Source organism: Bradyrhizobium liaoningense, from assembly GCF_018130785.1.
Taxonomy (GTDB): Bacteria; Pseudomonadota; Alphaproteobacteria; order Rhizobiales; family Xanthobacteraceae; genus Bradyrhizobium; species Bradyrhizobium liaoningense_A.
Genome location: NZ_JAFCJT010000006.1, coordinates 1 through 25,436 on the forward strand (window position 1 = coordinate 1; position 25,436 = coordinate 25,436).

Here is a 25,436-nt window from a genome sequence, read left to right on the forward strand (position 1 = left end):
GCACCCGGCCTTCCCTGCGCCCTCTTGGACAAGAGGGTGGCGAGACAAAACAAAGCTCGGGCGAAATGCGCCGCGAGAGCGCGAAGGCGTGTCTGAGGGGCCGTAGGATGGGCAGAGCGCAGCGAAACCCATCACATTTCCGCGTTGATGAGAGATGATGGGTTTCGCTTCGCTCTCCCCATCCTACGCGTGCATGTCTGAGAACTGTAGTACAGTCCCTTATTCCGTCATTGCGAGCGCAGCGAAGCAATCCAGAGTCTCTCCGGGTGGCGGTCTCGATTGCTTCGCTGCGCTCGCAATGACGATGTGGAGGAAGCATACGCGTGCGCTTCGCTCTCATGCCCCGTACGCCGCGCGTCCGCGACAACACGAGAGGAGGCCCGTTGCGCGTTTTCCTATCCCTGGCTCGCCACGCGCGCGCGGTCGAGATGCTCCTCGATTTTCGGGCGGTCGCGGGTGCGCTCGAAACTGGTGCAGAGGAGTTCGGTCTCCTCGAGGGAAACAGGGGCGCGGTACAGCCGGCACATGAATTCGGCGCTCGCACGTCCCTTGCCTGTGCCGGGACTGCGTTCGGCGAGAAACATGCAGTCGCGGCAGATGCTGGCATCAAGCCGCTGATGGGCCGCGTCGAGGTGATTGAGGATCTCGCGGAGCGAGTCGCGCAGCCTGATGCATTCGTCGATGCCGAGAGACGTGACCGCGTTCACCACGTGATTGATCGGGTCGTGCTGGCTCAGGCATTTCTCGCCCTGCGCGGTGACGTGGAGCACGACGGACCGCTTGTCCTCGTGCGAAGGCTTTCGCACCAGGAAGGACTTGGCTTCCAGCGTCTTCACGATCTGCGATGCAGTGGCGCGGGTCGCGCCGATGAAGCCGGCCAGCGCGGACGGCGTGCGCGAGAACCTGTTGGCGCGGTGGAGAAAGCGCAGCGCCATCCATTCCCGGTCGCGCAACCCGTGCTGATTGCCTTCGAAATACCAGGCTCTCGCCGCCTGAACCAGCAGCTCGACGGCCTCGCGTGCCAACGGCATGAATTCCTACCTTGCCCCGGATATCACGTCTGCGGCGCCCCGGAGCCGCCTTCCGTCGTTGCACACGAGTCCTTCGCGAGAAGCAGCACCATCCATAATGTCCGACACAGACGCAGGGCCCGGCTCTCGCGCGAAAGCACGCACTGTTCCGCCCCCGACCTCGACAGATGGACCCTGCGAGATACGGCGCGAGAAGCCGTGTCGATGATGGTGTGCCAATCGTGGCGTCGTCGAACGAAAGCCCGAGTTGCCGTCACAGCCGGACGATGGATCGGAATTGTTCAACCGTAGCCCCTGAAGTTCAAGTCACACGCAGACGTTTCTTACGTTCCACCGAAACGATGAATGAGCTTCTCAACAAAATCAAGTAGAGACGCTCCTGGAGACTGGATGTCGTTCGAAGCGATTGTAACGTTCAAGACAATCTCGTTCGTCAGGACACATCATGGTGATCGTAATACTCAGTGTAACAAGCTATTTGCACGCAAATATGCGACGGTTTGATTGCACAGAATGTTGCTGTTCGCCGTTGATGCAAATTGATCGAAGCTTGTGCATGACGCTGACGCGCAGTGGCGCGTCATCCACAACTTGTGCGATCCGCCCGGGAATCGCCAAGGGAACTCGTAAGGATTGCACGTGCCGGTTGTTGTGGCGATAACAGCGAAATGCGTCCACTGCATCGCTTTCGCCTTGGCGGCGCGATCTCCACCGAACGGCTGATGCGCGCTCGACGGTCGTCGGCAACGGGTGAGAAAGCGCCGGAAGCGTAGCGACATGCGTGATCGAATGTCGCGATATTGAGCAGGACGGCGACGACGGGCGCGCCGAGCGCGCTCCGCCGCGCCCGGCCTAGTCGCCCTTGAGCATGTCTCGCAGCTCGCGGAATGGATCAGCGCTTGGTGCGGCCGAGGCGTCTTGCCGCATGGCGCTGTAGATTCTCGGGACCAGGTCCACGGCCTGGTCGAGGCCCGAATCACGTCCCGACTGATATCCGCCCATCAGGCGAAGGTCGCGCGTGTCCTCGTATTTGGCGATCATGGTGCGCAGCTTGCTCACCAATTCGCGCTCCTCGGGGTCCCAGACGTTATGGGCGAGGCGGGAAACCGAGGCCAGGACGTCCACGGCCGGATAGCGCGCCTGGTCAGCGATGTGCCTGGAGAGCACGATATGACCGTCGAGGGTGCTGCGGATGGTGTCGGCGATCGGCTCGTTGTGGTCGTCGCCGTCGACCAGCACGGAGAAAATGCCGGTGATGGTGCCGGATCCCTCCTCGCCGGGGCCGGCGCGCTCCAGCAGGCGCGGCAGGTCGGTGAAGACCGTCGGGGCGTAACCGCGCGCGACGGCCGGCTCGCCGGCGGCGAGGGCGACCTCACGGGCGGCATGGGCAAAACGGGTGATCGAATCGACCACCAGCAGGACCGATTCGCCCCGGTCGCGGAAATATTCGGCGACCGCCATGGCGGTCTTCGGCGCCAGCCGCCGCATCATCGGGCTTTCATCTCCCGTTGATACGATGGTGACCGCGCGGTTGCGGTTGGCGCCGAGCACATCCTCGATGAATTCGCGCACCTCGCGGCCGCGTTCGCCGACGAGCGCCAGCACGACGGTGTCAAAGCCCTGGCTGCGGGCCAGCATCGCAAGCAGCGTCGACTTGCCGACGCCGGAGCCGGCAAAGATGCCGACGCGCTGGCCGGCGCAGATCGGGGCGAACAGGTCGATGACGCGCACGCCGGTGCGCAGCGGCTTGTGGACGCGCGCGCGCCTCATGGCCGAAGGCGCCTCGGCTTCCGCCGAGACGGTGCGCGATCCCGGGGTGAGGGGGCCTTGTCCGTCCAGCGGCGCGCCGAGCGCGTTGATGACGCGACCCTTCCAACTCGGATCGGGCGCGAAGGACAAGGGCGGCATCCGGTAGGCGACCGAGCCGAGGCCACCCGCGAACTGCCGGTCGAACGGCTTGGCGATGATGCCCTCGCTGTCGATCCGCACCACCTCGCCGATCTGGGGCTTGCCGCCGGAGTTGACCCCGATCAGTTCACCAAGCCTGACGAAGCGCGACAGGCCGGAGACGCGGAAATGCGTCGGAGCGATCTCGGAGATCGCGCCGCTGACGCTGGCCAGGGGAGTGCTCTGCTGAAGCTCCAGCAGCGCCCACTCGAGTTGCCGAAGAGCGTTCAAGGAAATCGTCCACCTTCAATGCGCACGCGGCGCAGTCTACTTGCAAGTTTATTTGCCCGGCTCGCCCAGCGTCCGGATAGCGTTCTGGAGCGAGCTCTCGGTGCCCTCGATCATCGAATTGGTGCCGTCGAAGGCGCGCGAAGCCGCGATCAGCTTCGTCAATTCCATCATCGGATTGGCGCCGGAGCCCTCGACATAGCCCTGCTTGAAGCCGTCGCGGGAGAAGTCGGCGATGGCGGTCGCTGGCCGGTCGGGCGTGACGCCGGAATTGCCGTAGCGGTCGAGATTGGCATCGGCGGGAATGTTGAACAGCCCGATGGAGCCGATCTCGTTGTTGTCCTGGGTGATCGCGCCGCTGCGCGCGATCGCGATCGGTCCGCCGTTCGGGTCGAGCGTGATCTGCGCGCCGCCGGCATCGATCACGGGGAAGCCGGACACGGTCTGAAGATCGCCGTTGGGGGCAATCTGGAGGCGGCCGTCGCGCGTATAGACCGTGCCGTTCGGTCCGGCGAAGGCGATCCAGCCCTGTCCGACCACGGCGACGTCGAGCGGGTTGCCGCTCTCGGTGATGTTGCCCATCTCGCGCGAGATGATGTTGTCGCCGGGCGAGGAGAATGCGACCGGGTTCGCGCCCGCCTTGGACAGCACGGTCTCGAATTTCACCACGTCGGTGCGGAATGCAGCCGTGTTGACGTTGGCCACGTTGTTGGCGATCGTCTGGAGGCGCTTTTCGAGGGCGACCTGGGCCGACAATCCCACATAGAGAGCGGATTGCATGACTTACTTTCCGAACCGGATGGACTGAAGCTTCGTGAGCATGTCGGTATCCATGCTCGCCATCGACGACGCGCCGCCGATCAGGACCAGCGCGGGGTTGGTCGAATTGTCGCTCTGGGCCTGGGTCGCATCCCACATCGCGGCAAAGCGCTGCACGAACTTGGTGACCTTGGTCGGATCCTGGAAATCGGCGAGATTGATCTTGCTCGTGATCAACTTCGCTTGCGCGTCGATGTCGGCCGAGCTGATCGTCGACGGCAGGCCGAGCGCGGTCTGGACCACCTGCGTCAGCGCCTTGTCGGCGAGGATCTGGTAGGAGGTGGTGACGGTGGAGGCCTTGCGGGTGAAATAGAGCGCCAGCCGCAGACCCTCGTTCTGGTCGCCGGCGTTCTCCTCCATCGTCTGCGTGACGTATTGGGTCGCCGTGCCGGTCGTGGCCGCGGCAGTCTGGGTCGCTTTGTCGCCGAGGGCCGCGAAATTGAAGGCGGCGGCGAATTGCCGGTAGCGGGTGTCGGTCAGCTTGTTGGCGAAGGTGTCCGTGGTCGCCACACCCTCGGTCAGGACCTTGCGCATGAACGCCTTGGCATAGGTCATGTCGCTGAGGCCATAGGCCTTCATCGCATAGGAGTAGAGGCGATAGTCCTTCAGGAAGTCGTCGATCGTCTTCACATCGCCGATATGGCTGAGAAAGTAATCGGTGTCGCGGCTGACGTCCGGCTGGGTCGCGACCTGGGTCAGCGATTTGCCCATGTCCTTGGTCAGTCTGGTGTAGTCCGCGATCGTGGATAGCATGGCACGCGCCCCTCTGGCCGCCGTTGCGACATGGTCTCAAGCTGCCGCGAAATGCTTGCGCGGGGCTGGCGACCAAGAAGCCAGCTTCGCGCAAGCGTCGCCGACTAGATATTCCCGATGGGATCGGCGATGGAGTGGCGCGTTGCTCAGTTTCGTGGGGATTTTCATCACGGTAGCCGCACTGCTTGGCGGATTTGCCGCCATGGGCGGGCATCTGGCCGTGCTCATGCAGCCATGGGAATTCGTGATCATCATGGGCACCGCGGTCGGTACCTTCATCGTCGCCAATCCGTGGAAAACGGTCGTTGATACCGGCGTCGCCTGCATGCAGGCGATCACCGGCGCGGTGCCGAGTGAGCGCTATTACCTCGATCTGCTCGGAGCGCTCCATGCCCTGATGCGCGAGCTGCGGGGCAAGGGCCGCAACGAGGTCGAGGCGCATATCGACGACCCGGCCTCCTCCGAGATCTTCAAGGCATTCCCGAGCGTGCTCGGCGATCCGCCGTTGCTCCAGTTCATATGCGACTATGTCCGCCTCATCATCATGGGCAATGCGCGCACGCACGAGATCGAAGCGTTGATGGATGAAGAGATCCATACCATCGTGAAGGCCAAGCTGGCGCCCTACAATTCGATGGTGGTCGTGTCCGAGGCGCTGCCGGCGCTCGGCATCGTCGCCGCGGTGCTCGGCGTCATCAAGGCCATGGGCGCGCTCGACCAGTCGCCGAAGCTCCTTGGCGGCTTCATCGGCGCGGCGCTCGTCGGCACCTTCGCCGGAATCTTCCTGTCCTACGGCGTCCTCTCGCCCTTCGCGCTGAAGATCAAGATGACGCGAGAGAAGCGCTGCCGGCCCTACATCATCGTCAAGCAGACGCTGCTGGCGTTCATGAACGGCGCCATGCCGCAGATCGCCGTCGAGCACGGTCGCAAGATGATCGCGAGCGGCGAACGGCCGTCGATCGACGTGGTCGAGAATGAGACGATTGCAGGTCCCAAGGCGGTCGTGACCGAGGCTGAACCGAAGGCTGCCCGCGCATGACGATGGAAGACCTCGACGTCGATCAGCGGAAGCAGCTGCCGAACTACCTGCTGGACGCCGCCGGCATATCGATCGAACGCATGCCGATGCTCAATGTGATCTTCGATCGCATGGCGGCATCGTGCACCGACAGCCTGCAGCCGATGGCGGGAACGCCGTGCTACTTCTCCGTCAACGGCATCACCAACGACCCGCTCGGCGACATTATCAAGGACTACGAGGGCAACGCGGTTGCCGCCGTGCTCTATGCCGAGCAGTGGGACTCGCGCGTCATCATCATGCTGGATCGCGACTTCGTGTTCACGATGGTCGAGGCGATGTTCGGCTCCGACGGCGCCGAACCGCCGCTCGACGTCGAACGCACCTTCTCGAACATCGAGATCCGGCTGGTCCAGGCACTGTTTGAGCGGTTCGCCAAGGCGCTGCAGGGCGCCTTCGCCGGCACCTCCAATGTCACTTTCCGTGTCGAGCGAGTCGAGACGGCGATGGCGTCGCTCGCGATTGGGCGCGCCAGCAATATGTCGATCTGCGCGAACATGATGGTGCAGGCGCTCTATCGCGGCGGCCAGATGTTCCTGATCATTCCGCACTCCGCGCTCAACCCGCTGAGGCAGAAGCTCGCAACCGTCGTCGTCAGCGACGGCCGTGCGGCCGATCCACGCTGGCGCGAGCAGATGGAGAGCGAGGTTCACCGTACCGAAGTGACGCTGAGCGCGGTGCTCGACGAGAAGATGATTTCCCTCGAGGACGTCGTGCAATTCAAGGTGGGGCAGGTGCTCGAGCTCGAAGCCACGCCGCGCACGCTGGCTCGGCTCGAGAGCAACAACCAGGTGCTGTTCTGGTGTCAGATCGGCCAGCTCGATGGCTATTACGCCATGCAGGTGGCCGATCCCGTCGATCAGAAGCGGGAGTTCGTCGATGATATCCTATCTCGTTGATGCCGTGCTGCTGATCGCGCTGGCCTTCACCAGCATGAGGGTGACCCGGATGCACCGCGAATTGGCGCGGCTGCGCAGCTACCAGGGCGAGTTTTCGACCATCGTCCACGAGACGGCGGGCGCCTTCGACACCGTTATCACCGCCGCACATGATTCCACCGCAAATCTCGGCCGGCTCGCCAATGTGTTGAGCACGAAGATTGATCAGGCCCATGAGGCGATCGCGGCGCTCGATGCGCGGAGCGGACTCCAACCGGCCGCAACCGTGAGCGGCGCTGAGGCGAACAAGCATTGAATTCGGGACTTGCAGGACACGTGCGATCGGAACGTCGCGGCGATCCAGGAGCGGAAATACCAAGAGGCGATACCAAATGGCGCAATCTTTCGAATATGAGTCTGCATCGGCGTCGGGAGAGACCGATGCGTCTCCGCTGGAGCGGCTGGCGGAGATCGCCGCGCGCACGGCGGAGGAAACCGGCAAATTCGCCAATGTCGATGCCATCCTGCGCATTCCCGTCACGATGCAGGTGGTGCTGGGATCAGCGACCATTCCCGTCGCGAATCTGATGAAGCTCGGCCGGGGCGCGGTGGTTCCGCTCGATCATCGGGTCGGCGAGCCCGTCGACGTCGTGGTCAATGGCCGCGTCGTCGCCCGCGGCGAAGTGGTCGTCGTCGAAGAGGACAATTCCCGCTTCGGCGTCTCGCTCACGGAGATCGTCGGACCGCTGGGGCAGGGTGATACCTGATCATGGCGGCACAGGTCGGCGTCGCTCCTATCAAGCAGCGAGGCGTTGCCACGCTGGGCGGAACGGAAAAGGTCGCGGCACTCCTGCTTGCCATGGGCCGGCAGGCGGCCGCCAGCGTGCTCTCGCAGTTCGAGCCGCAGGATATCCGCATCGTCACCAAGGCCGCGGCCGAGTTGCGGCCGATCACCGCGCAGGAACTCGAGTCGATCGTCGAGGAGTTCGCTCAGCAGTTCTCGATGGGCGCCAACATTCTCGGCACCATCGGCGGCCTGGAAGCCGTGCTCGGCGACGTGCTTCCGGCCGACCAGGTCTCAGCGATCATGTCGGACCTGCTTGGCAATTCGAGCCGGTCGGTGTGGGACCGCGTCTCGTCGGTGTCGGAAAACTCGCTGGCGACGTACCTCTCCAAGGAGCATCCCCAAACCGCGGCGCTGATCCTGTCCAAGGTCAAGCCGTCCTGCGCCGCCAAGGTGATGAGCCAGCTGCCGTCGAGCCTGCGCAATGAACTGATGCGGCGCGTCCTCAGCCTCAAGCCGATCGTCGACGACGCCATGAAAGTCCTCGAGAAGACCCTGCACGAGGACCTGACGCTCAATTTCGCCCGTAACCTCGGCGCCGACACCTACGCGCGCGTCGCGGACATCATCAACAAGATGGAGCGCGGCCATATCGAGGACATGCTGAAGAGCTTGTCGGAGAAGCGTCCGAAGTCGGCCGAAGTTCTGAAGGAACTGCTGTTCACCTTCGACGACGTGGTCAATTTGACCCCGAAGGCGCGCACCATGATCTTCGACCAGGTGCCGACCGATCGCATCGTTATCGCGCTGAAGGGCACGGATAAGCATTTCCGCGAACTGATCCTGTCCTCGGTCGCCTCGCGCGTCCGCCGCGTCGTCGAGCACGAACTCGCCATCGGTGAGCCGTCGAACCAACGTGACGTGCTGGAGGCGCGCCGCGTCATCACCGACCTCGCGCTCGAACTGGCGGAGAAGGGCGAAATCGAGCTCAACCCCGAGCAGGAGGATGAGCTGGTCTTCCGCTGACCGCTGAACGGGCATGGCAGAAACATCCGATAAGGAGAGCAAGACAGAAGAGCCGACCGAGAAGAAAGTCCGCGATGCGCTCGAACAGGGCAAAATCCCGGTCTCTCGGGAGGCTTCCATCTTCGCCTCCATGGCCGCGCTGATGGTGATCCAGGCGTTCCTGATCGGCCAGGGCGTGCAGCAATTGACGCCGACGCTGAAGAGCTTGCTCGACGATCCCGAAGGCTTTCCCCTCAGCAACGGTGCGGACGCGCGGAACCTGCTCACCGTGGTGGGGCTCGAGGCGCTGCGATTCCTGGTGCCGCTGGTCGTCATTCTGGCGGTGTTCGGCCTCGCCGCCTCACTCCTGCAAAACGCGCCGCGCCTGGTGCTGGAGCGCATCAAGCCGGACCTGTCTCGAATTTCCCCGATCAGCGGCTGGAGCCGATTGTTCGGAACGCAGGGCCTCATCGAGTTCGCCAAGTCGCTGTTCAAGCTTGCCTCGGTGACGGCCGTCGTCGCCTTCGTGCTGCGCTCGTCGGAAGCGAAGGCGTTCGAGGCGATGTACACCGATCCGGTCGCGCTGCCGGAGATGATTCTCAACATCGCGATGCGGATCGTCTCGGCGATCTGCATCGCCACCATCGTCCTGGTCGCGATCGATCTCGCCTGGGCGCGCTTCCACTGGCGGCGCGAGCTGCGCATGACCAAGCAGGAGATCAAGGACGAGCACAAGCAGGCGGAGGGCGATCCCCTGATCAAGGCGCGCCTGCGCTCGCTGGCGCGCGACCGCTCGCGCCAACGCATGATCGCGTCTGCCTCGCGCGCGACGCTGGTGATCGCGAACCCGACGCACTTCGCGATCGCGCTACGCTACAAGCGCGAGGAAAATGCGGCTCCGCTCGTCGTCGCCAAGGGTATGGACGTGATCGCGCTGAAGATCCGCGAAGTCGCGGAGCAGAACCGGATCCCGGTGATCGAGAACAAGGCGCTCGCGCGCGCGCTCTATGAGGCGGTTCAGGTCGACCAGGTGATTCCGGCGGAATTCTTCCGGCCGGTCGCCGAGATCATCTACTTCCTCCAGTCCAAGCAAGCGCCGCGGACCGAGAAGGTCCAGTAGATTTCCGAGCATAGCGTCGGCTGCATCAGCCTGACGAAAGCTTGCGGCCCTAAACTTCTTCTTAAGAAATCAGAACGGGGCTGTCGTGGGACCGCTTTATCTCTTCGAACTCGCATCGTCGCAGGCGCGGTATCTCGAGCTCCGCCAGTCGACCATTGCGACCAACGTCGCCAACGCCAATACGCCGGGCTTCAAGGCGCGCGACGTCGAGCCCTTCAACAAGGTGCTCGACGGCATGCCGGTCAGGCTTGCGACGACGTCGCCCTCGCACATGCAATTGTCCGCGGCCGAGACCGACACGCGAAAGATCGCGAAGAAGGACAGCTGGGACGTGGTTCACTCCGGCAACTCCGTCAGCCTCGAGCAGGAAATGATCAAGGGCAGCGACGTCAGTCGCGACTACTCGATGAACTCGGCGGTCGTGCGGTCGTTTCACCGCATGCTGCTGTCGAGCGCGAAGACCTGAGGTGAATTGACATGCTGGACTCACTGCAAGCGTCATTGACGGTCGCGAGCTCCGGGCTCGAAGCGCAGTCGACGCGCATGCGCATCGTCTCGGAAAACCTCGCCAACGCGACGTCGACGGGGCGCTCCGCCGGCGCCGATCCCTATCAGCGCAAGACCATCACCTTCGATGCTGCCATGGACCGCGTCTCGGGCGCGCAGCTTGCGAAGGTCAAGGAGATCGGGGTCGATACCACGCCGTACCGCGTGGAGTACGATCCGGGACACCCCGCCGCCGACAAGGCCGGCTACGTCAAGCTGCCGAACGTCAACATGATGATCGAGATGGCGGACATGCGCGAAGTCAACCGGTCCTATGAAGCCAATCTCCAGGTCGTGAAACAGGTGCGGTCGATGCTGGGCATGACCATCGACCTGCTGAGGAGCTGACAATGCTTGAAGCGATTTCATCCACCGCGATTTCCGCCGGGCAAGCGGCGAGCCGCGCAACCGAGGCGCAGGCCATCTCGCCCGCGGCGCCGTCCGCCATCCAGTCCACCGACGAGGTCGGGTTCGAATCGGTGATGAAGCAGGTGACGACGGACGCGATCGGAACGCTGAAGGCGGGCGAAGCGGCGTCGATCTCGGCGATGCAGGGCAAGGAATCGACGCGGAAGGTCGTGGAGGCGCTGATGTCGGCCGAGCAGGCCTTGCAGACTGCGGTCGCGGTTCGCGACAAGGTCGTGCAGGCCTATCAAGAAGTCGTTCGTATGTCGATTTGATCTGAAGGAATGACGCTGTGAAATCGCTCGCCATTGCGGCCACGGGCATGAACGCCCAGCAGACCAACATCGAAGTCATCGCGAACAACATCGCCAACATCAACTCGACGTCGTACAAGCGGGCGCGTGCGGAATTCACCGATCTGTTCTACCAGATGGACCGCATGCAGGGCGTCGCGAACGTCAACGGCTCGTCGCCGATCCCAGAAGGCTCCAATCTCGGCCTCGGCGTCAAGTCCGCGGCCATCCGCAAGCTGCACATCCAGGGCGCGCTCACGCAGACCGGCAACCCCTACGACCTCGCGATCAACGGCCGCGGCTGGTTTCAGGTGCTCGGTCCGAACAACGAGGTGCAATACACCCGCGCGGGCTCTTTCAACACCAATGCCAACGGCCAGCTCGTCACCATCGACGGCTATCTGCTGGATCCCGCGATCACGGTGCCGCAGGGAACGGTTCAGGTCACGGTCAACCAGACCGGACAGGTGTTTGCCAAGCTGGACACCGAAATAAACCCGCGGCAGATCGGCCAGCTCAACCTCGCCAATTTCGCCAACGAAGCGGGGCTCGAGCCGCTGGGCAGCAACCTCTATCGCGAAACGACGGCGTCCGGCACGCCGGTCGTCGGCCTGCCGGGCGATTCCGGCTACGGCAAGATCAACCAGCAATATCTCGAAGCCTCGAACGTCGACCCGGTGAAGGAAATCACCGAGTTGATCTCGGCGCAGCGTGCCTACGAAATGAATGCCAAGGTCATCCAGGCCTCGGATGAAATGGCCTCGACGGTCTCGAAGGGCATGCGCTAGTTCCGGTGTCTCGATGTTGAACAGGGTGGGCTTGATGGTGCGCGGGTTGGCCGCCGTGCTGCTGGTTCTCGTCTCGGCGCGCGTCGCCGCGGCCGAGGAGAAGCGGCTTCCCGTGCCGGCCGTGTCGATCCGCGCCGGCGAGCTGATCCGGGACGACATGATCACGGAACGCGCCTTCTCGCCGAACGTGCTCGGCGTTGCCATGTTCATCGAGGGACGCCAGGTCCTGGTCGGACGCATGGCGCGGCGCACGCTGCTGCCGGGCCAGCCGATTCCGACCAATTCGGTGGAGGATCCCTGGACCATCGCCCGCGGCGCCATGGTCAAGGTCGTGGTGGAAGACAGTGGCCTGTCGATCGTCACTTACGGCGCGGCGATGCAGTCGGGTGCGGCCGGCGCGCTCATCCCGGTGCGAAACACCGACACCGGCGTGATCATCAGGGGCGTCGTCCAGCCGGACGGCACCGTCAAGGTCGTGGATGGATCATGACCAGAGTCCTGCTTGCGCTCGTCCTCCTCGTTTCCGCCGCCAGCGCCCAGGCCGCCGTCCGCATCAAGGACATCGCGGACATCAAGGGATTGCGCGAAAACCAGATCGTCGGCTACGGCCTCGTCATCGGCCTGAACGGCACCGGCGACACGCTCCGCAACGCTCCGTTCACGGAACAGTCCCTGCAATCGATGCTCGAGAACATGGGCATCAACGTCAGGAACGAGACCACGAGCACCAACAATCCCCCGCGTCCGACGACGCTGCGCACACGCAACGTCGCAGCCGTCATGGTGACCGCGGATTTGGCACCCTCGATCGGGGCGGGCGAGCGCATGGACGTGACCGTATCGTCGCTCGGCGATGCGACCTCGCTGCTCGGCGGCACGCTGGTGATGACGTCGCTGCGGGCGGCGGACGGCGCGGTCTATGCGGTGGCGCAAGGCGCGATCACGGTCGCCGGTTACAGTGTGGGAGGGCAGGCGCAGAACGTCAGCCAGGGCACGCCGACCGCGGGCCGCATCCCGAACGGTGCGCTGGTCGAGCGCGAGGTGCAGGGAAGTCTCCACGAAATGGAGTTCCTGGTGCTGGAGCTCAAGAATCCTGATTTCGTCACCGCGACACGCATCCTCGACGCCATCAACCGTTACGCCGGTGGCCGCTACCGCGCGCAGATCGCCTTCGAGCGCGACTACCGCACCATCGTGCTGTCGAAGCCGCGCCATATCGGCCCCGTCCGCTTCCTGGCCGAAATCGGCGAGCTGACTGTCGAGCCGGACACGCCGGCCCGAGTGGTGATCAACGAGCGGACCGGCACGGTGGTGATCGGGCGCGACGTGCGCATATCGACCGTTGCCGTGACGCACGGCAATTTGACGGTTCGTGTCACCGAGCTTCCCGTGGTGTCGCAGCCGGCGCCGTTCTCGCAAGGGCAGACCGTGGTCGTTCCCCAGACCATCGTCGAAGCCAACGAGGCCGGATCGCAGGTGGCGATCCTGAGCGGCGTCGACCTCCAGCGCCTGGTCCGCGGGCTGAACCAGATCGGCCTGAAGCCGTCGGGCATCATCGCGATCCTCCAGGCGATCAAAACGGCCGGCGCGCTCCAGGCCGACGTCATCGTGCAGTGATGCACAAGCGTCGTGCAAGCTTGGTCGCTCAATGCTCAGGTCTCGACCGAGAATCGCACGCGGCCCGATGCTGAAGCTGGATCACAAAGCCATACTCCTCCTCCTGGTCGCGGCCTGCGCGCTCGGATGCGCTTCGCCCGTTCTGGCGCTGGAGGAGGCCAAGCCGTCAAAGCCGCTCAACCTGCTGTCCTTTGCGCGTGCCCGCGCGCCTGGATCGCAGAAGCCGTATCCGCCGGCCTCGCCGATCCCGGGCGACAATGCGCCGATCCGGGCGACGGCGTGGGCCGCCGAAGACTCCGGACCCGCAATCACCGGTGCCGTGCCTGCTCCCGAGAAGCCTGCGCCGGCGCCCGCAGTGGCGCCCGTGCGCCCGGCCAAGCCCGGCAGTGTCACGGCGGCTCCGAAGCCCGCGCCGGCGCAGGCTGCGGTACCTCCGGACAATGAGGTCGCCCTGTTCTGTAGCAACGTTGCCGACCCCGCCGTCGATGCGCGGCTGGCCTGGCAGCTCAAGGAACTGGAGAAGGCCGAGACCCAGCTCCGGGAGCGGATCGCCGAGGTCGAGGCCAAGCGCGCCGAATACGAGAAGTGGATGGCGCTGCGCGACGATTTCCTGAAGAAGGCCGAAGCGAGCGTCGTCGAGATCTATTCGCGCATGAAGCCGGATGCCGCGGCGACCCAGATCGCCGGGATGGCGGACGAGACCGCCGCCGCCGTGCTCGCAAAACTCAGCCCGAGGAGCTCGAGCGCGATCTTCAACGAGATGGATACGGCACGCGCGGCACACCTTGCCGATCTGCTCGGCGGAATGCGTCGCGTGGATGACGGAAAGACCAAATAGATGAAGAATCTGATCCTCATCCTGTCGCTGTTATCGCTTGCCGGATGCGTCAATGATCCTGCCGAGGTCCTGACCGGTCCGCGATTGTCGCCGGTCGGTAGCGGCCTGCGGACGCAGGCCGATCCGATTCCCGTGACGCCCCGCCTGCGCTCGCCCGTCAGCTATCGCTCGACCTGGGACGACGGCACCGATCTCTACCGTGACCCCCGCGCCCGGCGCACCGGCGACGTCGTGACAGTGATCATCTCCATGCAGGACAAGGCCAAGCTCGACAACAAGACCGACCGCTCGCGCGATTCGCAGATCAAGTTCGGGCTGGACTGGCTGATGGACGTCGCCGGATGGCAGGACAAGGGCCAGACCAACGCCAATCTCAGCACCAACACCCAGATCAAGGGCAACGGCCAGATCGACCGCACCGAGGACATCAAGCTGTCGATCGCAGCCATCGTCACCGACGTGCTGCCGAACGGCAATATGATGATCAGCGGCTCGCAGGAGTTCAGGGTCAATACCGAGATGCGCGTGCTCAACGTCGGCGGCATCGTGCGTCCGCGCGATATATCGCGCACCAACACGATCTCCTACGAGAAGATCGCCGAGGCACGCGTCTCCTATGGTGGTCGCGGAAATCTGTCTGACGTACAGCAGCCTGGATGGGGACATCGGATCTATGACGCCGTGGCACCATTCTGAGAGTCGCGCCGGCCGAGCCGCGCCGCGAGGGCAGGGGACGTGATGCGCCTGATTGCGGCCATTGTGGTGCTGACCCTGATTGCGATCGGCGCGGGCGCGGTTGCCGGCCTGCATCTGTTCGCGGCCGCGGAGCGCGTCGTCGACGCGAAGAAGAGCGCCATGCCGCCGCCCCTTGCCACGAGCTACGCCGGCAGCGCACGGCTGAGAAAGCTGTCCCCGATCGTGACCAATCTCGCCGCGCCGGCCAACAACTGGGCCCGTGTCGAAGCCTCCATGGTGACCGAGAGCATGAGCGACGAGGATGCCGGCATCCTGGCCGCCCATATCAGCGAGGACATCGTGACCTATCTGCGGTCGGCATCGGTTGGCCAGTTCGAGGGATCGCGCGGGCTTCAGCATCTGCGCGACGACCTGACGGAGCGCGCCAATATCCGCTCGTCTGGCAAGATCCGCGAATTGATCATTGAGACGTTGGTGATTCAGTGAGAGTGAGAGTCCTGCTGCTCGCGTTGGTTCTGGTCGTGCTGCCCGAGGTGGCGCTGGCCCAGATTCCGGACCTCAATTCGCTGCTGCCGCCGGGCAACGGCTCCACCAGCGGCCGCATCATCCAGCTGATGGCGGTGATCACGGTGCTGTCGGTGGCGCCGGGACTGCTGATCATGGTGACGAGCTTCACGCGATTTGCGGTGGCGCTGTCGTTCCTGCGCTCCGGTCTCGGCCTTCAGACCACGCCGGCCAATCTGGTGCTGATCAGCCTCGCGCTGTTCATGACTTTCTACGTGATGGCGCCGACCTTCGACCGCGCCTGGGAAACCGGCGTCCAGCCGCTGATGAAGAACGAGATCTCGGAGGAAGAGGCCTATCTGAAGATCACGGACCCGTTCCGCGAATTCATGCTGGCCCATGTCCGCGACAAGGATCTCCAGACCTTCGAGGCGCTGGCCGCGGAGAGCTTCCGCAAGAAATTCGACGACAAGCGCATCGACATGCGCGTCATCATTCCGGCCTTCATGATCTCCGAGCTCAGGCGGTCGTTCGAGATCGGATTCCTCATCATCCTGCCGTTCCTCGTCATCGACATGATCGTGGCGACGCTGACCATGTCGATGGGCATGATGATGATGCCGCCGACGATCCTCGCGCTGCCGTTCAAGATGCTGTTCTTCGTGCTGATCGACGGCTGGAACCTGCTGGCCTCTGGCCTGGTGCGGTCGTTCTCGTAAGCGGCGCACTAGGCCGCTTATGGTTAGCAAGAAGTGCCGACTTATGGTTAGCATAGGCTAATGTTAACCATCTGATATTGCTACGAAATTCAAGCCGATCTTAATCCGGACGCAAGATTCGGCGTGCTAGCAATGCGGCACGGCGGGTTGGACCCCAGCCACATCAGTCCAAAGGCATGATGCCGCCCCTCCGTACCGGTGAAAGCCCGGTATGTCCCCTCGTGAAAATGTAACGCGTACATAAAGGGACATTCGCAATGTCAAGCCTGCTTACGAACTCGACCGCCATGACCGCGCTCCAGACCCTGCGGTCTGTCAGCTCGCAGCTTTCCACCACGCAGAACCGGATCTCGACCGGCCAGCGCGTGGCGACCGCTTCGGACAACGCCGCCTACTGGTCGATCGCCACCTCGATGCGCGCCGACAACGCCGCGCTCTCCGCGGTGTCCGACTCGCTCGGTCTGTCGGCCGCGACGGTCGACACGGAGTACACCGCTCTGACCACGGTCATCGGCAACAAGGACTCCGGTCTGACCAAGCTCCAGTCGCTGCTGGTCGAAGCCAAGACCGCCGGTATCGACCGCACCAAGATCCAGGCCGACATCACCCAGATCCAGCAGCAGATGAAGGCGACGGCCAGCGCCGCGACCTTCAACGGCGTGAACTGGCTGAGCACGACCGCCACCACGCCTGCGACGGTCAACCTGGTGTCGTCGTACTCCCGCGTCGGCGCGGTTCCGACCACCGGCTCCATCACCCTCACCACCGCCAACTACTCGCTCTATACCTCCACCCAGGGCGGCTTCCTGGACAAGGTGAGCGGCGCTGCGTCGGTTGATACGCTCAGCATCTCCGCGCTGACCGACTCGGCTGCCGACCAGACCACGCTCGACGGCTACATCACGCAGGTCACTGCTGCGATCAACTCGGTGGCTTCGGCCGCTGCCGATCTCGGCGCCGTCAAGACCCGTATCTCGACCAACTCGGACTTCGTGAAGTCGCTGATGGACTCGGTTGATCGCGGTATCGGCCAGCTCGTCGACGCCGACATGAACCAGGAGTCCACCCGCCTGGCGGCCCTCCAGGTCCAGCAGCAGCTCGGCGTGCAGGCGCTCTCGATCGCCAACAACAGCAGCCAGAGCATCCTGTCGCTGTTCCGCTAAGCCTCAAGACCATCCGGGGAGGGCCGCGCTTCTCGCGAAGCGCGGCCCTTTTTCATTTTGGCGTGCCGCCGCCAGCACGTCACAATTTCGGCTGCCCTGTTGCAGCCGAGGCACAGAGCCACAAGCCTCGCACAAGCTTCGCTCGCTAACTTCGTCGCTACGACAGGTTGGGCCTAACCCGCTCTTCCGTAGCCCAAAGGCATGACGCCGCCCTGTCGTACCGGTGCAAGCCCGGTATGTCCCCAAACTCAATCCAATCTTCAAAGGGACATTAAAATGGGTTCTAGTCTGCTCACCAACTCGTCTGCAATGACCGCGCTGCAGACCCTCCGGAACGTCAGCTCGCAGCTCGCGACGACGCAAAACCGGATCTCGACCGGCCAGCGCGTGGCCACCGCTTCGGACAACGCCGCCTACTGGTCGATCGCCACCTCGATGCGCGCCGACAACGCCGCGCTCTCCGCCGTCTCGGACTCGCTCGGTCTGTCGGCTGCGACCGTCGACACCGAATATACCGCTCTGACCGCGGTTGTCGGTGACAAGACCGGCGGCCTGACCAAGCTCCAGTCGCTGCTGGTCGAAGCCAAGACCGCCGGTATCGACCGCACCAAGATCCAGGCCGACATCACCCAGATCCAGCAGCAGATGAAGGGCACCGCCGATGCGGCGACCTTCAACGGCGTGAACTGGCTGAGCACGACCGCGACGACGCCGGCGACCTTCAACCTGGTGTCGTCGTTCTCGCGCGTCGGCGGCACGCCGACGATCGGGTCCATCACCCTGACGATCGCCAACTACTCGCTCTACACCGCGACCCAGACCGGTATCCTGGACAAGGTGAGCGGCGCCGCGTCGATCAACACGATCAACATCGCGGCGCTGACCGACTCGACGGCTGACCAGACCACGCTCGACGGCTTTATCACGCAGGTCACCGCCGCGCTCAACTCGGTGGCTTCGGCCGCAGCCGATCTCGGCGCCGTCAAGAACCGCATCTCGACCAACACGGAGTTCGTCAAGACCCTGATGGACTCGGTGGATCGTGGTGTCGGTCAGCTCGTCGACGCCGACATGAACGCGGAATCGACCCGCCTTCAGGCGCTCCAGACCCAGCAGCAGCTCGGCGTTCAGGCCCTCTCGATCGCCAACCAGAACAGCCAGAGCATCCTGTCGCTGTTCAAGTAAGCTTCGGCTTTGGAAACGACCGTGCTCCCTCGGGAGCACGGTCCCTGCCGTGAACGGCGGATGTGACGGCACATGCGTGCCCGTAATAGAAGATCTTCCGACGCCAGACTTCGTGCAACACGCCGCACCCGATCGCGCTGTCATGCGCTCGCGCCTGCTTGTTGCTCCTGAACCGATTGCGTCGTCCAAGACTCTTGCGAAATTTCAACGCCTCGCCTGCGAACTGACACATTCGTGCCCTGGCGCAACCTTCAGACAAGGTTGGCAGCGGAGTGTCCCATACGTTCGCATTGGTACGAGGTCATATGCTGCTCAGTCGCGCGCAGGTACAGCAACTGCTCAACAATCTGCTGGAGCTTGGGCCGCGGCGCTTGATGGCCTTGGGACTGATCGGCTTTGCCGTTCTCGTCACCGTCGTCGGCGGCGCCTATTATCTGAGCCGGCCTGAGTTCGAAACGCTCTATACCGGCCTTTCCCGCGAAGACGTGACGCGCATGGGCGCCGCGCTGCGCGAGCAGAATATCACATTCGACGTCAATACGGCCGGCGACGCCGTCTCGGTGCGCCCGAGCCAGACCATGCAGGCGCGGATGCTGCTCGCCGAGAAGGGACTGCCGACCAGCGCCAATTCCGGCTACGAGCTGTTCGACAAGATCGGTTCGCTCGGCCTCACCTCGTTCATGCAGGAGGTCACCAAGCTCCGGGCGCTCGAAGGCGAGATCGCGCGCACGGTGCAGTTGATGAAGGGCGTCAAGGCGGCTCGGGTCCATATCGTGCTGCCGGTCCGGGGCTCGTTCCGCGCGACGCAGCAGCCGCCCTCGGCGTCGGTCGTGCTGCGCACCGATGGCGCGATCGAGGCGCGCACGGCGCAGTCGATCCGCCACCTCGTCGCCGCCGCCATTCCCGGCATGAGCCGCGACAAGGTGACGGTGCTGGATGCCGACGGTTCGATGCTGCTCGCCGAAGAGGATGAGGCGACCGCCGCACCGACCAAGATGGCAAGTCTTCAGAAGACGGTCGGCGGCATGGTGCAGGAGAACATCCGCAAGGCGCTGACGCCGTATCTCGGCCTGGATAATTTCGAGGTCAGCGTCGCGCCGCAGCTCTCGACCGACAAGCGGCAAATCAACGAGACCGTCTACGATCCGGAGAACCGCGCCGAGCGGTCGGTCCGGAACGTCCGCGAGAAGGAATCGTCGCAGAACGCGGACCGTTCGACCCCGACCACGGTGCAGCAGAATCTTCCCGACCAGCAGGTGAACGCCGGCGGCGGCAAGAATTCCAACGAGGACAAGAGCCGCCGCGAGGACGTCACCAATTTCGAGGTGTCGTCCAAGACCACGACCACGGTGAGCGACGGCTATTCGGTCAAGAAGCTCTTCATTGCCGTCCTGGTCAACCGTGCGCGGCTCGTCGCCGACCTCGGCGACAAGAGCAACCAGGCGATCGTCGACAGCAAGCTTGCCGAGATCAGCCAGCTCGCGGCGACCGCCGGCGGACTGGACAAGCAGCGCGGCGACCAGATCCAGGTGACGGCCGTCGACTTCATCGAAGGCTCGCGCGAATTGGCGCCGGTACCGCCGATCAGCTTCGTCGAGATGATCAACAAGCAGCTCGGCAGCGTCATCAATGCGGTCACCATCCTGGCCGTTGCCTCGATGCTGGTCTGGTTCGGCCTTCGCCCTGCGGTCAACGGCATCCTGATGCATCGCGCAGCACAGGAGCAGACCGAGGCGGCCGAGGTCGCCGAGCTTGAAGCTGCCACGGCCCTTGCATTGGCCGAGAGTCAGGACCCCGAGCTCAACCTCGTCGAGGATCTCGAAGGCAAGATGCAGCGAACGCCGCAGAAGCGGCTGGAGCAGATCGTCCGTCTCGATCAGATGCAGGCAGCAGCAATCCTTAAAGACTGGATGCGACGCGAGGAGGCAGCATGAACGCGGCAATCGGAAAACTCCTGACGCAGTTCGACGCGAATGGGCGGGCCAAGTCTCCACCGCCGCCTCCGCCGCCCAAGATCCAGGATGTGCTGACAAGGCCGAAGGAGGTGCGACGTGAGCCTCAGCCGCAGCATCAGGTCCAGCCGCAGCGTCCGGCTCAATCGCAGCCGCAGCTTCAGTCGCCGCTTCCGGCGCCCGAGGCGGAAGCTCCGCCGGTCAATCTTCTCGAAGATGCCTATCGTCGCGGCCATGCCGCTGGTGTTGCGGAAGGCGATGCCCGGGTTGCCGAGGAGCGCGTCCGCAGCGCGATCCGGCTTGGCGAGGAGCGGGCCAAATGGTCCGACCAGCAGGCGGCTGCGATCGTGGGCGGCTTCGAGACGGCTTGCCGCGAGATCGAAACCAACATCGCAAGCTCGGTTGCGCGGATCTTGCTGCCTTTCCTCGCCGAGGCCGTCCGTGACAAGGCGATCGGATCACTGGTCGAGCAGATCGCGGCGCTGACCGGCAATTCGCCGGTGCCGGTGTTCAAGGTCACCGGCCCGGGTGAATTGCTCGATCTGGTGCGCTCGCAACTCCAGACGGCCCGGCGAACCGGGGTTGAATACGAAGCCGCCGAGACTTTCGAGGTCCGCGTTGTCGCTGACCAGACCGTGATCGAGACGCAGATCGCAGCGTGGAGCGAACGTCTGAACGAGGCGCGCCGGTAGTCGCCATGGAAGAAGTCAAGCACGAGCTGGTAATCATCCGCCGGCGCAGCGCCTTCGCCGAGGAGGCGCATCACGGTGGCGTCTGGAAGATCGCGTATGCGGACTTCATGACGGCGATGATGGCATTCTTTCTGGTCATGTGGCTGCTCAATGCGCTCAACCAGGACCAGAAGCAGGTGGTCGCGAGCTATTTCAACCCGATCAAGCTCGCGGAGAACGCACCGGCCCCGAAGGGCCTCAAGGATCTCACCAAGAAGGAGCCGACGCAGTTCGAAGGCCAGGACGGCAAGCGTCAGCCGGCCGGGCCGAACGAAGAACGTCGCGGAGACTCGCCGACGGCGGAGAAGCCTGCCTCCTTCGAAGAGAAGGTTCTGTTCCGCGATCCCTATGCGACGCTTGCCGAGATCGCGAACAGCTCGAACCAGGCCTCGGGCCAGCGCCGAGCCGGCGCGCTGACCTCCGCCGAAGAGGATGGCCTCAAGGGCGGCGATGCCTACCGCGATCCATTCGACCCCGGCTATTGGAAGTTGGCGCCACAGACCTCCAAGGATGCGGATCGCTTCATCGACAGCGAGCCAAAGCCGAATGCCTCCGCGCGCGACAACGCGTCCGGGACAGGTCAGGGCGAGCCGCAGGCGCCCCGCGCCAGGCAGGACGATGCCGGCGGAAGCGTGGCTCCGAACGCGGAGGCGTCGTCTGCAAGCCTGTCACCCCTGCTGCCGCCGGGGCCTGCGCCTTCGCAGGCTCAACGCGATGGCAGCGCCCAGGCGAATACGCAGCCAGGCGCCCAGGCGAGCGCCGCCGCACAGTCACGCCCTAATGATGCCGCGAAGAATCTCGAATCGCGCGATACGGCGCAGACCCAGCAGCCGACCGTCAAGCAGCTACAGTCCGCGATCGCGGATGCGCTGTCGGACATCAAGGCCGGTGCGGGGCCGGCGGCCGAGGTGCGCCAAGTCGAGGAAGGACTGCTGATCAGCCTGACCGACGACGCGAGCTTCGGCATGTTCGCGGTCGGCTCGGCCGAGCCGCGGCCCGAACTCATCCGCGTGATCGACAAGATCGGGCCGCTGCTGACGAAGCGCCAGGGCATGATCATCGTCCGCGGCCACACCGACAACCGGCCTTACAAATCCGAGAATTACGACAATTGGCGGCTGTCGACCGCGCGCGCGCAGATGGCTTATTACATGCTGGTCCGGTCCGGCGTTGACGCACAGCGGATTGAGCACGTCGAAGGCTACGCCGATCGGCGGCCGAAACTGACGAACGATCCTGCTGCCGCCCAGAACCGCCGGATCGAGATCCTGATCCGGGAGAAGCGCCCTTGATCAGGCCGCTCCTGGGCGCCGCGCTGCTGATGCTGCTGCCGTTCACGACGGTATACGCGTTTGCCGATCCGGCACCGTCCCCGGCATCAACCTCGGGCGAGCCCTATGAGCTCGTGCGCACATTGCAGGCGGTGCAGGATGGTATTGCCCGTGGTGACACCGCGGCGCATGGCAGCCACATCGCGCTGATCCGGCAGGTCGGGGAAAAGTTCCTCGCCGCCGATGCGGGTGTGTGGAGCAATGCGCAGAACGGCCAGGCCGTCATCATCTATCTGCTCAGCGGCGGCGGGCCGCAGGTCATCCGAAAGCTGCCGCGCGACAAGCTGAACGTCGACGAGCGGCTGTTCAATGGTGCGCTGGCCTATGTCGAAGGCCGCCAGGACGAGGCGCGCGAGCTGCTCAAGAACGTCAAGCCGCGCACGCTTCCATCGGGCCTGGGCGGACAGGTCGCGCTGGTCCAGGGCGCGCTGTTCGCGCGCGCCGAGGCATCGCTCGCGATCGAGCGCCTGGACGACGCGCGCCTGCTTTTGCCGGGCACGCTCGTGGAGGAGGCGGCGCTGCGGCGCGAGATCCTGCTGGTCGGGCAGGCCGAGGATTTCGACAAGTTCGAGTTCCTTACGCTGGCCTATATCCGCCATTACCGCAACTCGGTCTATGCCGGGGACTTCTGGCAGCGCTTCTCCTCTGGCCTGACGCAATCCAGCCTCGCTCTCGACGAACGCCGCTTTGCGCGGATCGTCACGCTGCTGGAGCAGCTCGACCGCGCGAGCCGCCTCAAGCTTTATCTCGTGATCGCGCGCACCGCGATGGTAAATGGACGGCTGGCTGTGACCCGGCTTGCAGGCGAGCGCGCGCTGACGCTCAGCGCCGATGCTTCGGCAGATCGCGAGCGCGCGCATTTCTTCCGCGGCGTTTCGCGGGCCCTCACTGACGAGTATGACGGTGGTGTCGCCGAGCTGAAGGCACTCGACCGCCCGAAGCTGCCCGAGCGCGACGTTCCGTTGCTGAATGCGACGTTGCAGCTCGCACTCGATGTCCGCAAGTCGTTCGCCGGCGGATCCACCGCCGCCGCCGACAAGCCTCCAGTCACGCCGGCGCGTCTCGATCTCGCCTCGTCGACCGAGACGCTTGCGCGCGCGCAGAAGCAGCTCGGCGAACTCGAACGCCTTACCAGGGATCGCCGTCCATGACGAAGCTCAGTGGAACCTCCGGACAGGTTTTTTCGGGTCTCGCCGAAAGCCTCAACATGCGCAGCACATCGCGCGCGGGCAAGTCCGCCGGAACGAAACCGCCGACAGATTCGTCGTTCAACGATCTGCTGCACACCGTCTCGAACCTCGCGAAGCGGGCGCTCAACGACGAGGGCAGCAACACGAGCGTGAAGGCCGGATCGTTGCCCACGCGTCTGGCGCACCCGACCGGACAGGACAAGACGGTGCGGGAACGCACCGAGGCGGATGACAAGCCTGAAGCCATTCGCAAATCGTCCGACGAGAAAACTGAGAAGTCGCCGGAGACGCAAATTCCCGTCGATCACAGCGCGAAGGCCGATGTTCCGGATCGATCGAGCATTCCGGCGATCGTCGAACAGCAATTCGCCGCCGTGCCAGCCGTGAAGCAGCAGATGCAATCGCCGGAGGGCGACAAGAGGGACGCGCCTGCGCGCCACGAGCGCTCTTCCACGACGAAGCATGAGGTCCAGGGCACGGCGAAGGTCGCATCTGCCGAACCCGCGCCGTCCGCTGCCGTTTCAACGGGCGCGCGCTTGCAGGCCGCGGCAGCCCCGCAGCAAGGCAGCGATGCGTCCTCGAAGGCAATGCCCGCGACGCAGGGCTTCGAGGCCGTCACGGCCAATGTCGAACGCGCGGTCAAAGCCTCGGCGCGGGACGCATTGCCCGAAGCGACCAAGGTCACCGTGGTCCAGCAGGAGACCCATCTGCCGCCGGCGCAGTTCAGCGCCCCGCAGCAGGTCGCCAACGCAGTCGTCGCCGAGCTGAAGGAATCGCCGGCTCCGACGGCGTCGACCGCCGCCGATCTCGCGACGTCGCAGACCAACGCGTCTGAGCCGCTCAAGATCCTGACGATCAATCTCGAACCGCCGGCGCTCGGCAACGTCACAGTACGGCTACGTCTCGTCGGTTCGGAAGTCTCCGTCCACCTCGCGGCCGAGCGCAAGGACACCAGCCTGATGCTGGATCAGCAGCGCGACTCGATCCGCGATCTCATGCAGTCGGCAGGCTATGTCGCCGACGTCGCGCCCGTGCAGCACGGCTCGCTGGACGGATTCCAGAGCGGCTCCGGCCAGTCGCAGCCGCAGCTCTCCAGCCAGCAACAGCCATCGTCGCAGTCGCAAGGCACGTTCGGCGGCGCCGGCACGTCGTCGGGGCAATCGGACGATGGGGCGAAGCAGGCGCGGCAGGAGCGCCAGTCCAACCAGGAGACGCGTCATGACCAGGACGTGGGGCCGCAAAATCGTCGCGGCCCTGTTTATCTGTAACGCGGGCGCCGCGCTAGCTGCGACCGACAATGCGCGTCCCTGCGAGCGCGAGATGGCGCGTGCGTCTCAGCAGCACGGGATACCGCTCGGCATTCTCTATGCGGTCGGCCTCACCGAGACTGGACGGCGCGGCGCACTCTATCCCTACGCACTCGGCGCCGACGGCCAGACCGTGTTCGCCAAGGACATCAACGACGCGATCGCGAATTTCGAGGCGATGCGGAGCAAGGGCATCAAGCTGATCGACCTCGGCTGCATGCAGATCAATCATTACTATCACGGCGACAAGTTCACCTCGGTGCGCGCGATGTTCGATCCCGCCAAGAACGTCGAGTACGCCGCGCGCTTCCTGAAGGAGCTGAAGCAACGCGAGGGCAGCTGGACCATGGCGGTCGCCCGCTACAATGCAGGTCCCAACAACCAGCCCGCGCAGAAGCGCTACGTCTGCCACATCGTGGCTCATCTCGTCTCCAGCGGCTTCGGCGCGTGGACCGACAAGGCGCGCTCGTTCTGTCAGCCGAAGACAACGTCATAGCGAGAAGTTGTGCATGGTTCCCGACCATCAGC

At 64.3% G+C, this 25,436-nt stretch carries 28 protein-coding genes; 24 read left to right on the top strand and 4 right to left on the bottom strand.

The annotated features are described in order from the left end of the window. Nucleotides 1-395: 395 nt before the first annotated feature. The 4 genes from JQ627_RS15915 to JQ627_RS15930 form a co-directional block, all read right to left on the bottom strand. The gene (locus JQ627_RS15915; protein ID WP_212485117.1) at nt 396-1,031 is read right to left on the bottom strand and encodes a MarR family winged helix-turn-helix transcriptional regulator; all 636 of its coding nucleotides are present in this window, start codon (nt 1,029-1,031) and stop codon (nt 396-398) included. 852 nt (nt 1,032-1,883) lie between these two features. Beyond that, nucleotides 1,884-3,209 (bottom strand): flagellar protein export ATPase FliI, encoded by a 1,326-nt coding sequence (fliI, locus tag JQ627_RS15920; RefSeq protein ID WP_212485118.1) that lies wholly within the window; start codon nt 3,207-3,209, stop codon nt 1,884-1,886. Nucleotides 3,210-3,257: 48 nt separating this feature from the next. Continuing rightward, the gene (gene flgF / locus JQ627_RS15925) at nt 3,258-3,986 is read right to left on the bottom strand and encodes a flagellar basal-body rod protein FlgF (RefSeq protein ID WP_212485119.1); all 729 of its coding nucleotides are present in this window, start codon (nt 3,984-3,986) and stop codon (nt 3,258-3,260) included. Nucleotides 3,987-3,989: 3 nt separating this feature from the next. After that, nucleotides 3,990-4,778: a DUF1217 domain-containing protein gene (locus tag JQ627_RS15930; RefSeq protein ID WP_212485120.1), complete on the bottom strand. Its 789-nt coding sequence runs from the start codon at nt 4,776-4,778 to the stop codon at nt 3,990-3,992. 142 nt (nt 4,779-4,920) lie between these two features. On the opposite strand from JQ627_RS15930, the gene motA reads away from it, so the two are divergent. The 24 genes from motA (at nt 4,921) to JQ627_RS16050 (ending at nt 25,404) form a co-directional block, all read left to right on the top strand. Further along, nucleotides 4,921-5,817: a flagellar motor stator protein MotA gene (motA, locus tag JQ627_RS15935; protein ID WP_014492652.1), complete on the top strand. Its 897-nt coding sequence runs from the start codon at nt 4,921-4,923 to the stop codon at nt 5,815-5,817. Beyond that, complete coding sequence (locus JQ627_RS15940; protein ID WP_014492653.1) at nt 5,814-6,755, top strand: flagellar motor switch protein FliM; 942 nt, start codon at nt 5,814-5,816, stop codon at nt 6,753-6,755. Before motA ends, JQ627_RS15940 begins: the two co-directional genes overlap by 4 nt. Further along, complete coding sequence (locus JQ627_RS15945; RefSeq protein WP_028160773.1) at nt 6,736-7,050, top strand: hypothetical protein; 315 nt, start codon at nt 6,736-6,738, stop codon at nt 7,048-7,050. Before JQ627_RS15940 ends, JQ627_RS15945 begins: the two co-directional genes overlap by 20 nt. A 76-nt stretch (nt 7,051-7,126) precedes the next feature. Further along, a complete protein-coding gene (gene fliN / locus JQ627_RS15950) occupies nt 7,127-7,501 on the top strand; it encodes a flagellar motor switch protein FliN (RefSeq protein ID WP_014492655.1) in 375 nt (124 codons plus the stop codon). A 2-nt stretch (nt 7,502-7,503) separates the two neighbouring features. After that, nucleotides 7,504-8,544, top strand: coding sequence for a flagellar motor switch protein FliG (locus tag JQ627_RS15955; RefSeq protein WP_212485121.1), 1,041 nt, complete (start codon nt 7,504-7,506; stop codon nt 8,542-8,544). Nucleotides 8,545-8,557: 13 nt separating this feature from the next. Continuing rightward, the gene (gene flhB, locus JQ627_RS15960) at nt 8,558-9,643 is read left to right on the top strand and encodes a flagellar biosynthesis protein FlhB (protein WP_212485122.1); all 1,086 of its coding nucleotides are present in this window, start codon (nt 8,558-8,560) and stop codon (nt 9,641-9,643) included. A gap of 85 nt (nt 9,644-9,728) precedes the next feature. Then, on the top strand, nt 9,729-10,109 hold the full coding sequence (gene flgB, locus JQ627_RS15965) for a flagellar basal body rod protein FlgB (protein ID WP_212485123.1): 381 nt from the start codon (nt 9,729-9,731) through the stop codon (nt 10,107-10,109). 11 nt (nt 10,110-10,120) lie between these two features. Beyond that, a complete protein-coding gene (gene flgC, locus JQ627_RS15970) occupies nt 10,121-10,537 on the top strand; it encodes a flagellar basal body rod protein FlgC (RefSeq protein ID WP_212485124.1) in 417 nt (138 codons plus the stop codon). Nucleotides 10,538-10,539: 2 nt separating this feature from the next. Beyond that, a complete protein-coding gene (locus JQ627_RS15975; RefSeq protein ID WP_212485125.1) occupies nt 10,540-10,869 on the top strand; it encodes a flagellar hook-basal body complex protein FliE in 330 nt (109 codons plus the stop codon). Between the two features lie 17 nt (nt 10,870-10,886). Further along, nucleotides 10,887-11,675 (top strand): flagellar basal-body rod protein FlgG, encoded by a 789-nt coding sequence (flgG, locus tag JQ627_RS15980; RefSeq protein ID WP_212485126.1) that lies wholly within the window; start codon nt 10,887-10,889, stop codon nt 11,673-11,675. Nucleotides 11,676-11,688: 13 nt separating this feature from the next. Continuing rightward, the gene (gene flgA, locus JQ627_RS15985; protein WP_212485127.1) at nt 11,689-12,165 is read left to right on the top strand and encodes a flagellar basal body P-ring formation chaperone FlgA; all 477 of its coding nucleotides are present in this window, start codon (nt 11,689-11,691) and stop codon (nt 12,163-12,165) included. Beyond that, complete coding sequence (gene flgI / locus JQ627_RS15990; protein WP_212485128.1) at nt 12,162-13,292, top strand: flagellar basal body P-ring protein FlgI; 1,131 nt, start codon at nt 12,162-12,164, stop codon at nt 13,290-13,292. Before flgA ends, flgI begins: the two co-directional genes overlap by 4 nt. Before the next feature lie 67 nt (nt 13,293-13,359). After that, on the top strand, nt 13,360-14,130 hold the full coding sequence (locus JQ627_RS15995; RefSeq protein ID WP_212485129.1) for a MotE family protein: 771 nt from the start codon (nt 13,360-13,362) through the stop codon (nt 14,128-14,130). Further along, entirely contained in the window at nt 14,131-14,826 is a 696-nt protein-coding gene (gene flgH / locus JQ627_RS16000) for a flagellar basal body L-ring protein FlgH (protein ID WP_212485130.1), read from the top strand. 42 nt (nt 14,827-14,868) lie between these two features. Further along, on the top strand, nt 14,869-15,312 hold the full coding sequence (locus JQ627_RS16005) for a flagellar basal body-associated FliL family protein (protein WP_212485131.1): 444 nt from the start codon (nt 14,869-14,871) through the stop codon (nt 15,310-15,312). Next, nucleotides 15,309-16,049 (top strand): flagellar type III secretion system pore protein FliP, encoded by a 741-nt coding sequence (fliP, locus tag JQ627_RS16010; protein WP_014492667.1) that lies wholly within the window; start codon nt 15,309-15,311, stop codon nt 16,047-16,049. The genes JQ627_RS16005 and fliP overlap by 4 nt, the downstream gene beginning before the upstream one ends. Nucleotides 16,050-16,306: 257 nt before the next feature. Then, entirely contained in the window at nt 16,307-17,212 is a 906-nt protein-coding gene (locus JQ627_RS16015) for a flagellin (protein ID WP_212485132.1), read from the top strand. A 276-nt stretch (nt 17,213-17,488) separates the two neighbouring features. Beyond that, nucleotides 17,489-18,397: a flagellin gene (locus JQ627_RS16020; RefSeq protein ID WP_212485133.1), complete on the top strand. Its 909-nt coding sequence runs from the start codon at nt 17,489-17,491 to the stop codon at nt 18,395-18,397. Between the two features lie 305 nt (nt 18,398-18,702). Further along, nucleotides 18,703-20,331: a flagellar basal-body MS-ring/collar protein FliF gene (gene fliF, locus JQ627_RS16025; protein ID WP_212485134.1), complete on the top strand. Its 1,629-nt coding sequence runs from the start codon at nt 18,703-18,705 to the stop codon at nt 20,329-20,331. Further along, a complete protein-coding gene (locus JQ627_RS16030) occupies nt 20,328-21,041 on the top strand; it encodes a hypothetical protein (protein WP_212485135.1) in 714 nt (237 codons plus the stop codon). Before fliF ends, JQ627_RS16030 begins: the two co-directional genes overlap by 4 nt. Nucleotides 21,042-21,046: 5 nt before the next feature. Next, nucleotides 21,047-22,372, top strand: coding sequence for a MotB family protein (locus JQ627_RS16035; RefSeq protein WP_212485136.1), 1,326 nt, complete (start codon nt 21,047-21,049; stop codon nt 22,370-22,372). Continuing rightward, nucleotides 22,369-23,562: a chemotaxis protein gene (locus tag JQ627_RS16040; protein ID WP_212485137.1), complete on the top strand. Its 1,194-nt coding sequence runs from the start codon at nt 22,369-22,371 to the stop codon at nt 23,560-23,562. The genes JQ627_RS16035 and JQ627_RS16040 overlap by 4 nt, the downstream gene beginning before the upstream one ends. Beyond that, nucleotides 23,559-24,869 carry a flagellar hook-length control protein FliK gene (locus JQ627_RS16045; RefSeq protein WP_212485138.1) on the top strand — a complete coding sequence of 437 codons (1,311 nt, stop codon included), beginning with the start codon at nt 23,559-23,561 and terminating at the stop codon, nt 24,867-24,869. The genes JQ627_RS16040 and JQ627_RS16045 overlap by 4 nt, the downstream gene beginning before the upstream one ends. Then, on the top strand, nt 24,820-25,404 hold the full coding sequence (locus JQ627_RS16050; protein WP_212485139.1) for a transglycosylase SLT domain-containing protein: 585 nt from the start codon (nt 24,820-24,822) through the stop codon (nt 25,402-25,404). Before JQ627_RS16045 ends, JQ627_RS16050 begins: the two co-directional genes overlap by 50 nt. Nucleotides 25,405-25,436: the final 32 nt, after the last annotated feature.

Coding starts and splice junctions, on each gene's coding strand:
- JQ627_RS15955 (WP_212485121.1), top strand. CDS start 7,504: ATGGCGGCACAGGTCGGCGTCGCTCCTATCAAGCAGCGAGGCGTTGCC.
- JQ627_RS15915 (WP_212485117.1), bottom strand. CDS start 1,031: ATGCCGTTGGCACGCGAGGCCGTCGAGCTGCTGGTTCAGGCGGCGAGA.
- JQ627_RS15945 (WP_028160773.1), top strand. CDS start 6,736: ATGATATCCTATCTCGTTGATGCCGTGCTGCTGATCGCGCTGGCCTTC.
- flhB (WP_212485122.1), top strand. CDS start 8,558: ATGGCAGAAACATCCGATAAGGAGAGCAAGACAGAAGAGCCGACCGAG.
- flgH (WP_212485130.1), top strand. CDS start 14,131: ATGAAGAATCTGATCCTCATCCTGTCGCTGTTATCGCTTGCCGGATGC.
- fliF (WP_212485134.1), top strand. CDS start 18,703: ATGCTGCTCAGTCGCGCGCAGGTACAGCAACTGCTCAACAATCTGCTG.
- JQ627_RS15940 (WP_014492653.1), top strand. CDS start 5,814: ATGACGATGGAAGACCTCGACGTCGATCAGCGGAAGCAGCTGCCGAAC.
- JQ627_RS16015 (WP_212485132.1), top strand. CDS start 16,307: ATGTCAAGCCTGCTTACGAACTCGACCGCCATGACCGCGCTCCAGACC.
- JQ627_RS16020 (WP_212485133.1), top strand. CDS start 17,489: ATGGGTTCTAGTCTGCTCACCAACTCGTCTGCAATGACCGCGCTGCAG.
- JQ627_RS16005 (WP_212485131.1), top strand. CDS start 14,869: ATGCGCCTGATTGCGGCCATTGTGGTGCTGACCCTGATTGCGATCGGC.
- JQ627_RS16030 (WP_212485135.1), top strand. CDS start 20,328: ATGAACGCGGCAATCGGAAAACTCCTGACGCAGTTCGACGCGAATGGG.
- JQ627_RS16050 (WP_212485139.1), top strand. CDS start 24,820: ATGACCAGGACGTGGGGCCGCAAAATCGTCGCGGCCCTGTTTATCTGT.
- flgI (WP_212485128.1), top strand. CDS start 12,162: ATGACCAGAGTCCTGCTTGCGCTCGTCCTCCTCGTTTCCGCCGCCAGC.
- JQ627_RS16045 (WP_212485138.1), top strand. CDS start 23,559: ATGACGAAGCTCAGTGGAACCTCCGGACAGGTTTTTTCGGGTCTCGCC.
- JQ627_RS15930 (WP_212485120.1), bottom strand. CDS start 4,778: ATGCTATCCACGATCGCGGACTACACCAGACTGACCAAGGACATGGGC.
- JQ627_RS15975 (WP_212485125.1), top strand. CDS start 10,540: ATGCTTGAAGCGATTTCATCCACCGCGATTTCCGCCGGGCAAGCGGCG.
- JQ627_RS16035 (WP_212485136.1), top strand. CDS start 21,047: ATGGAAGAAGTCAAGCACGAGCTGGTAATCATCCGCCGGCGCAGCGCC.
- flgA (WP_212485127.1), top strand. CDS start 11,689: ATGTTGAACAGGGTGGGCTTGATGGTGCGCGGGTTGGCCGCCGTGCTG.
- flgC (WP_212485124.1), top strand. CDS start 10,121: ATGCTGGACTCACTGCAAGCGTCATTGACGGTCGCGAGCTCCGGGCTC.
- fliN (WP_014492655.1), top strand. CDS start 7,127: ATGGCGCAATCTTTCGAATATGAGTCTGCATCGGCGTCGGGAGAGACC.
- flgF (WP_212485119.1), bottom strand. CDS start 3,986: ATGCAATCCGCTCTCTATGTGGGATTGTCGGCCCAGGTCGCCCTCGAA.
- JQ627_RS15995 (WP_212485129.1), top strand. CDS start 13,360: ATGCTGAAGCTGGATCACAAAGCCATACTCCTCCTCCTGGTCGCGGCC.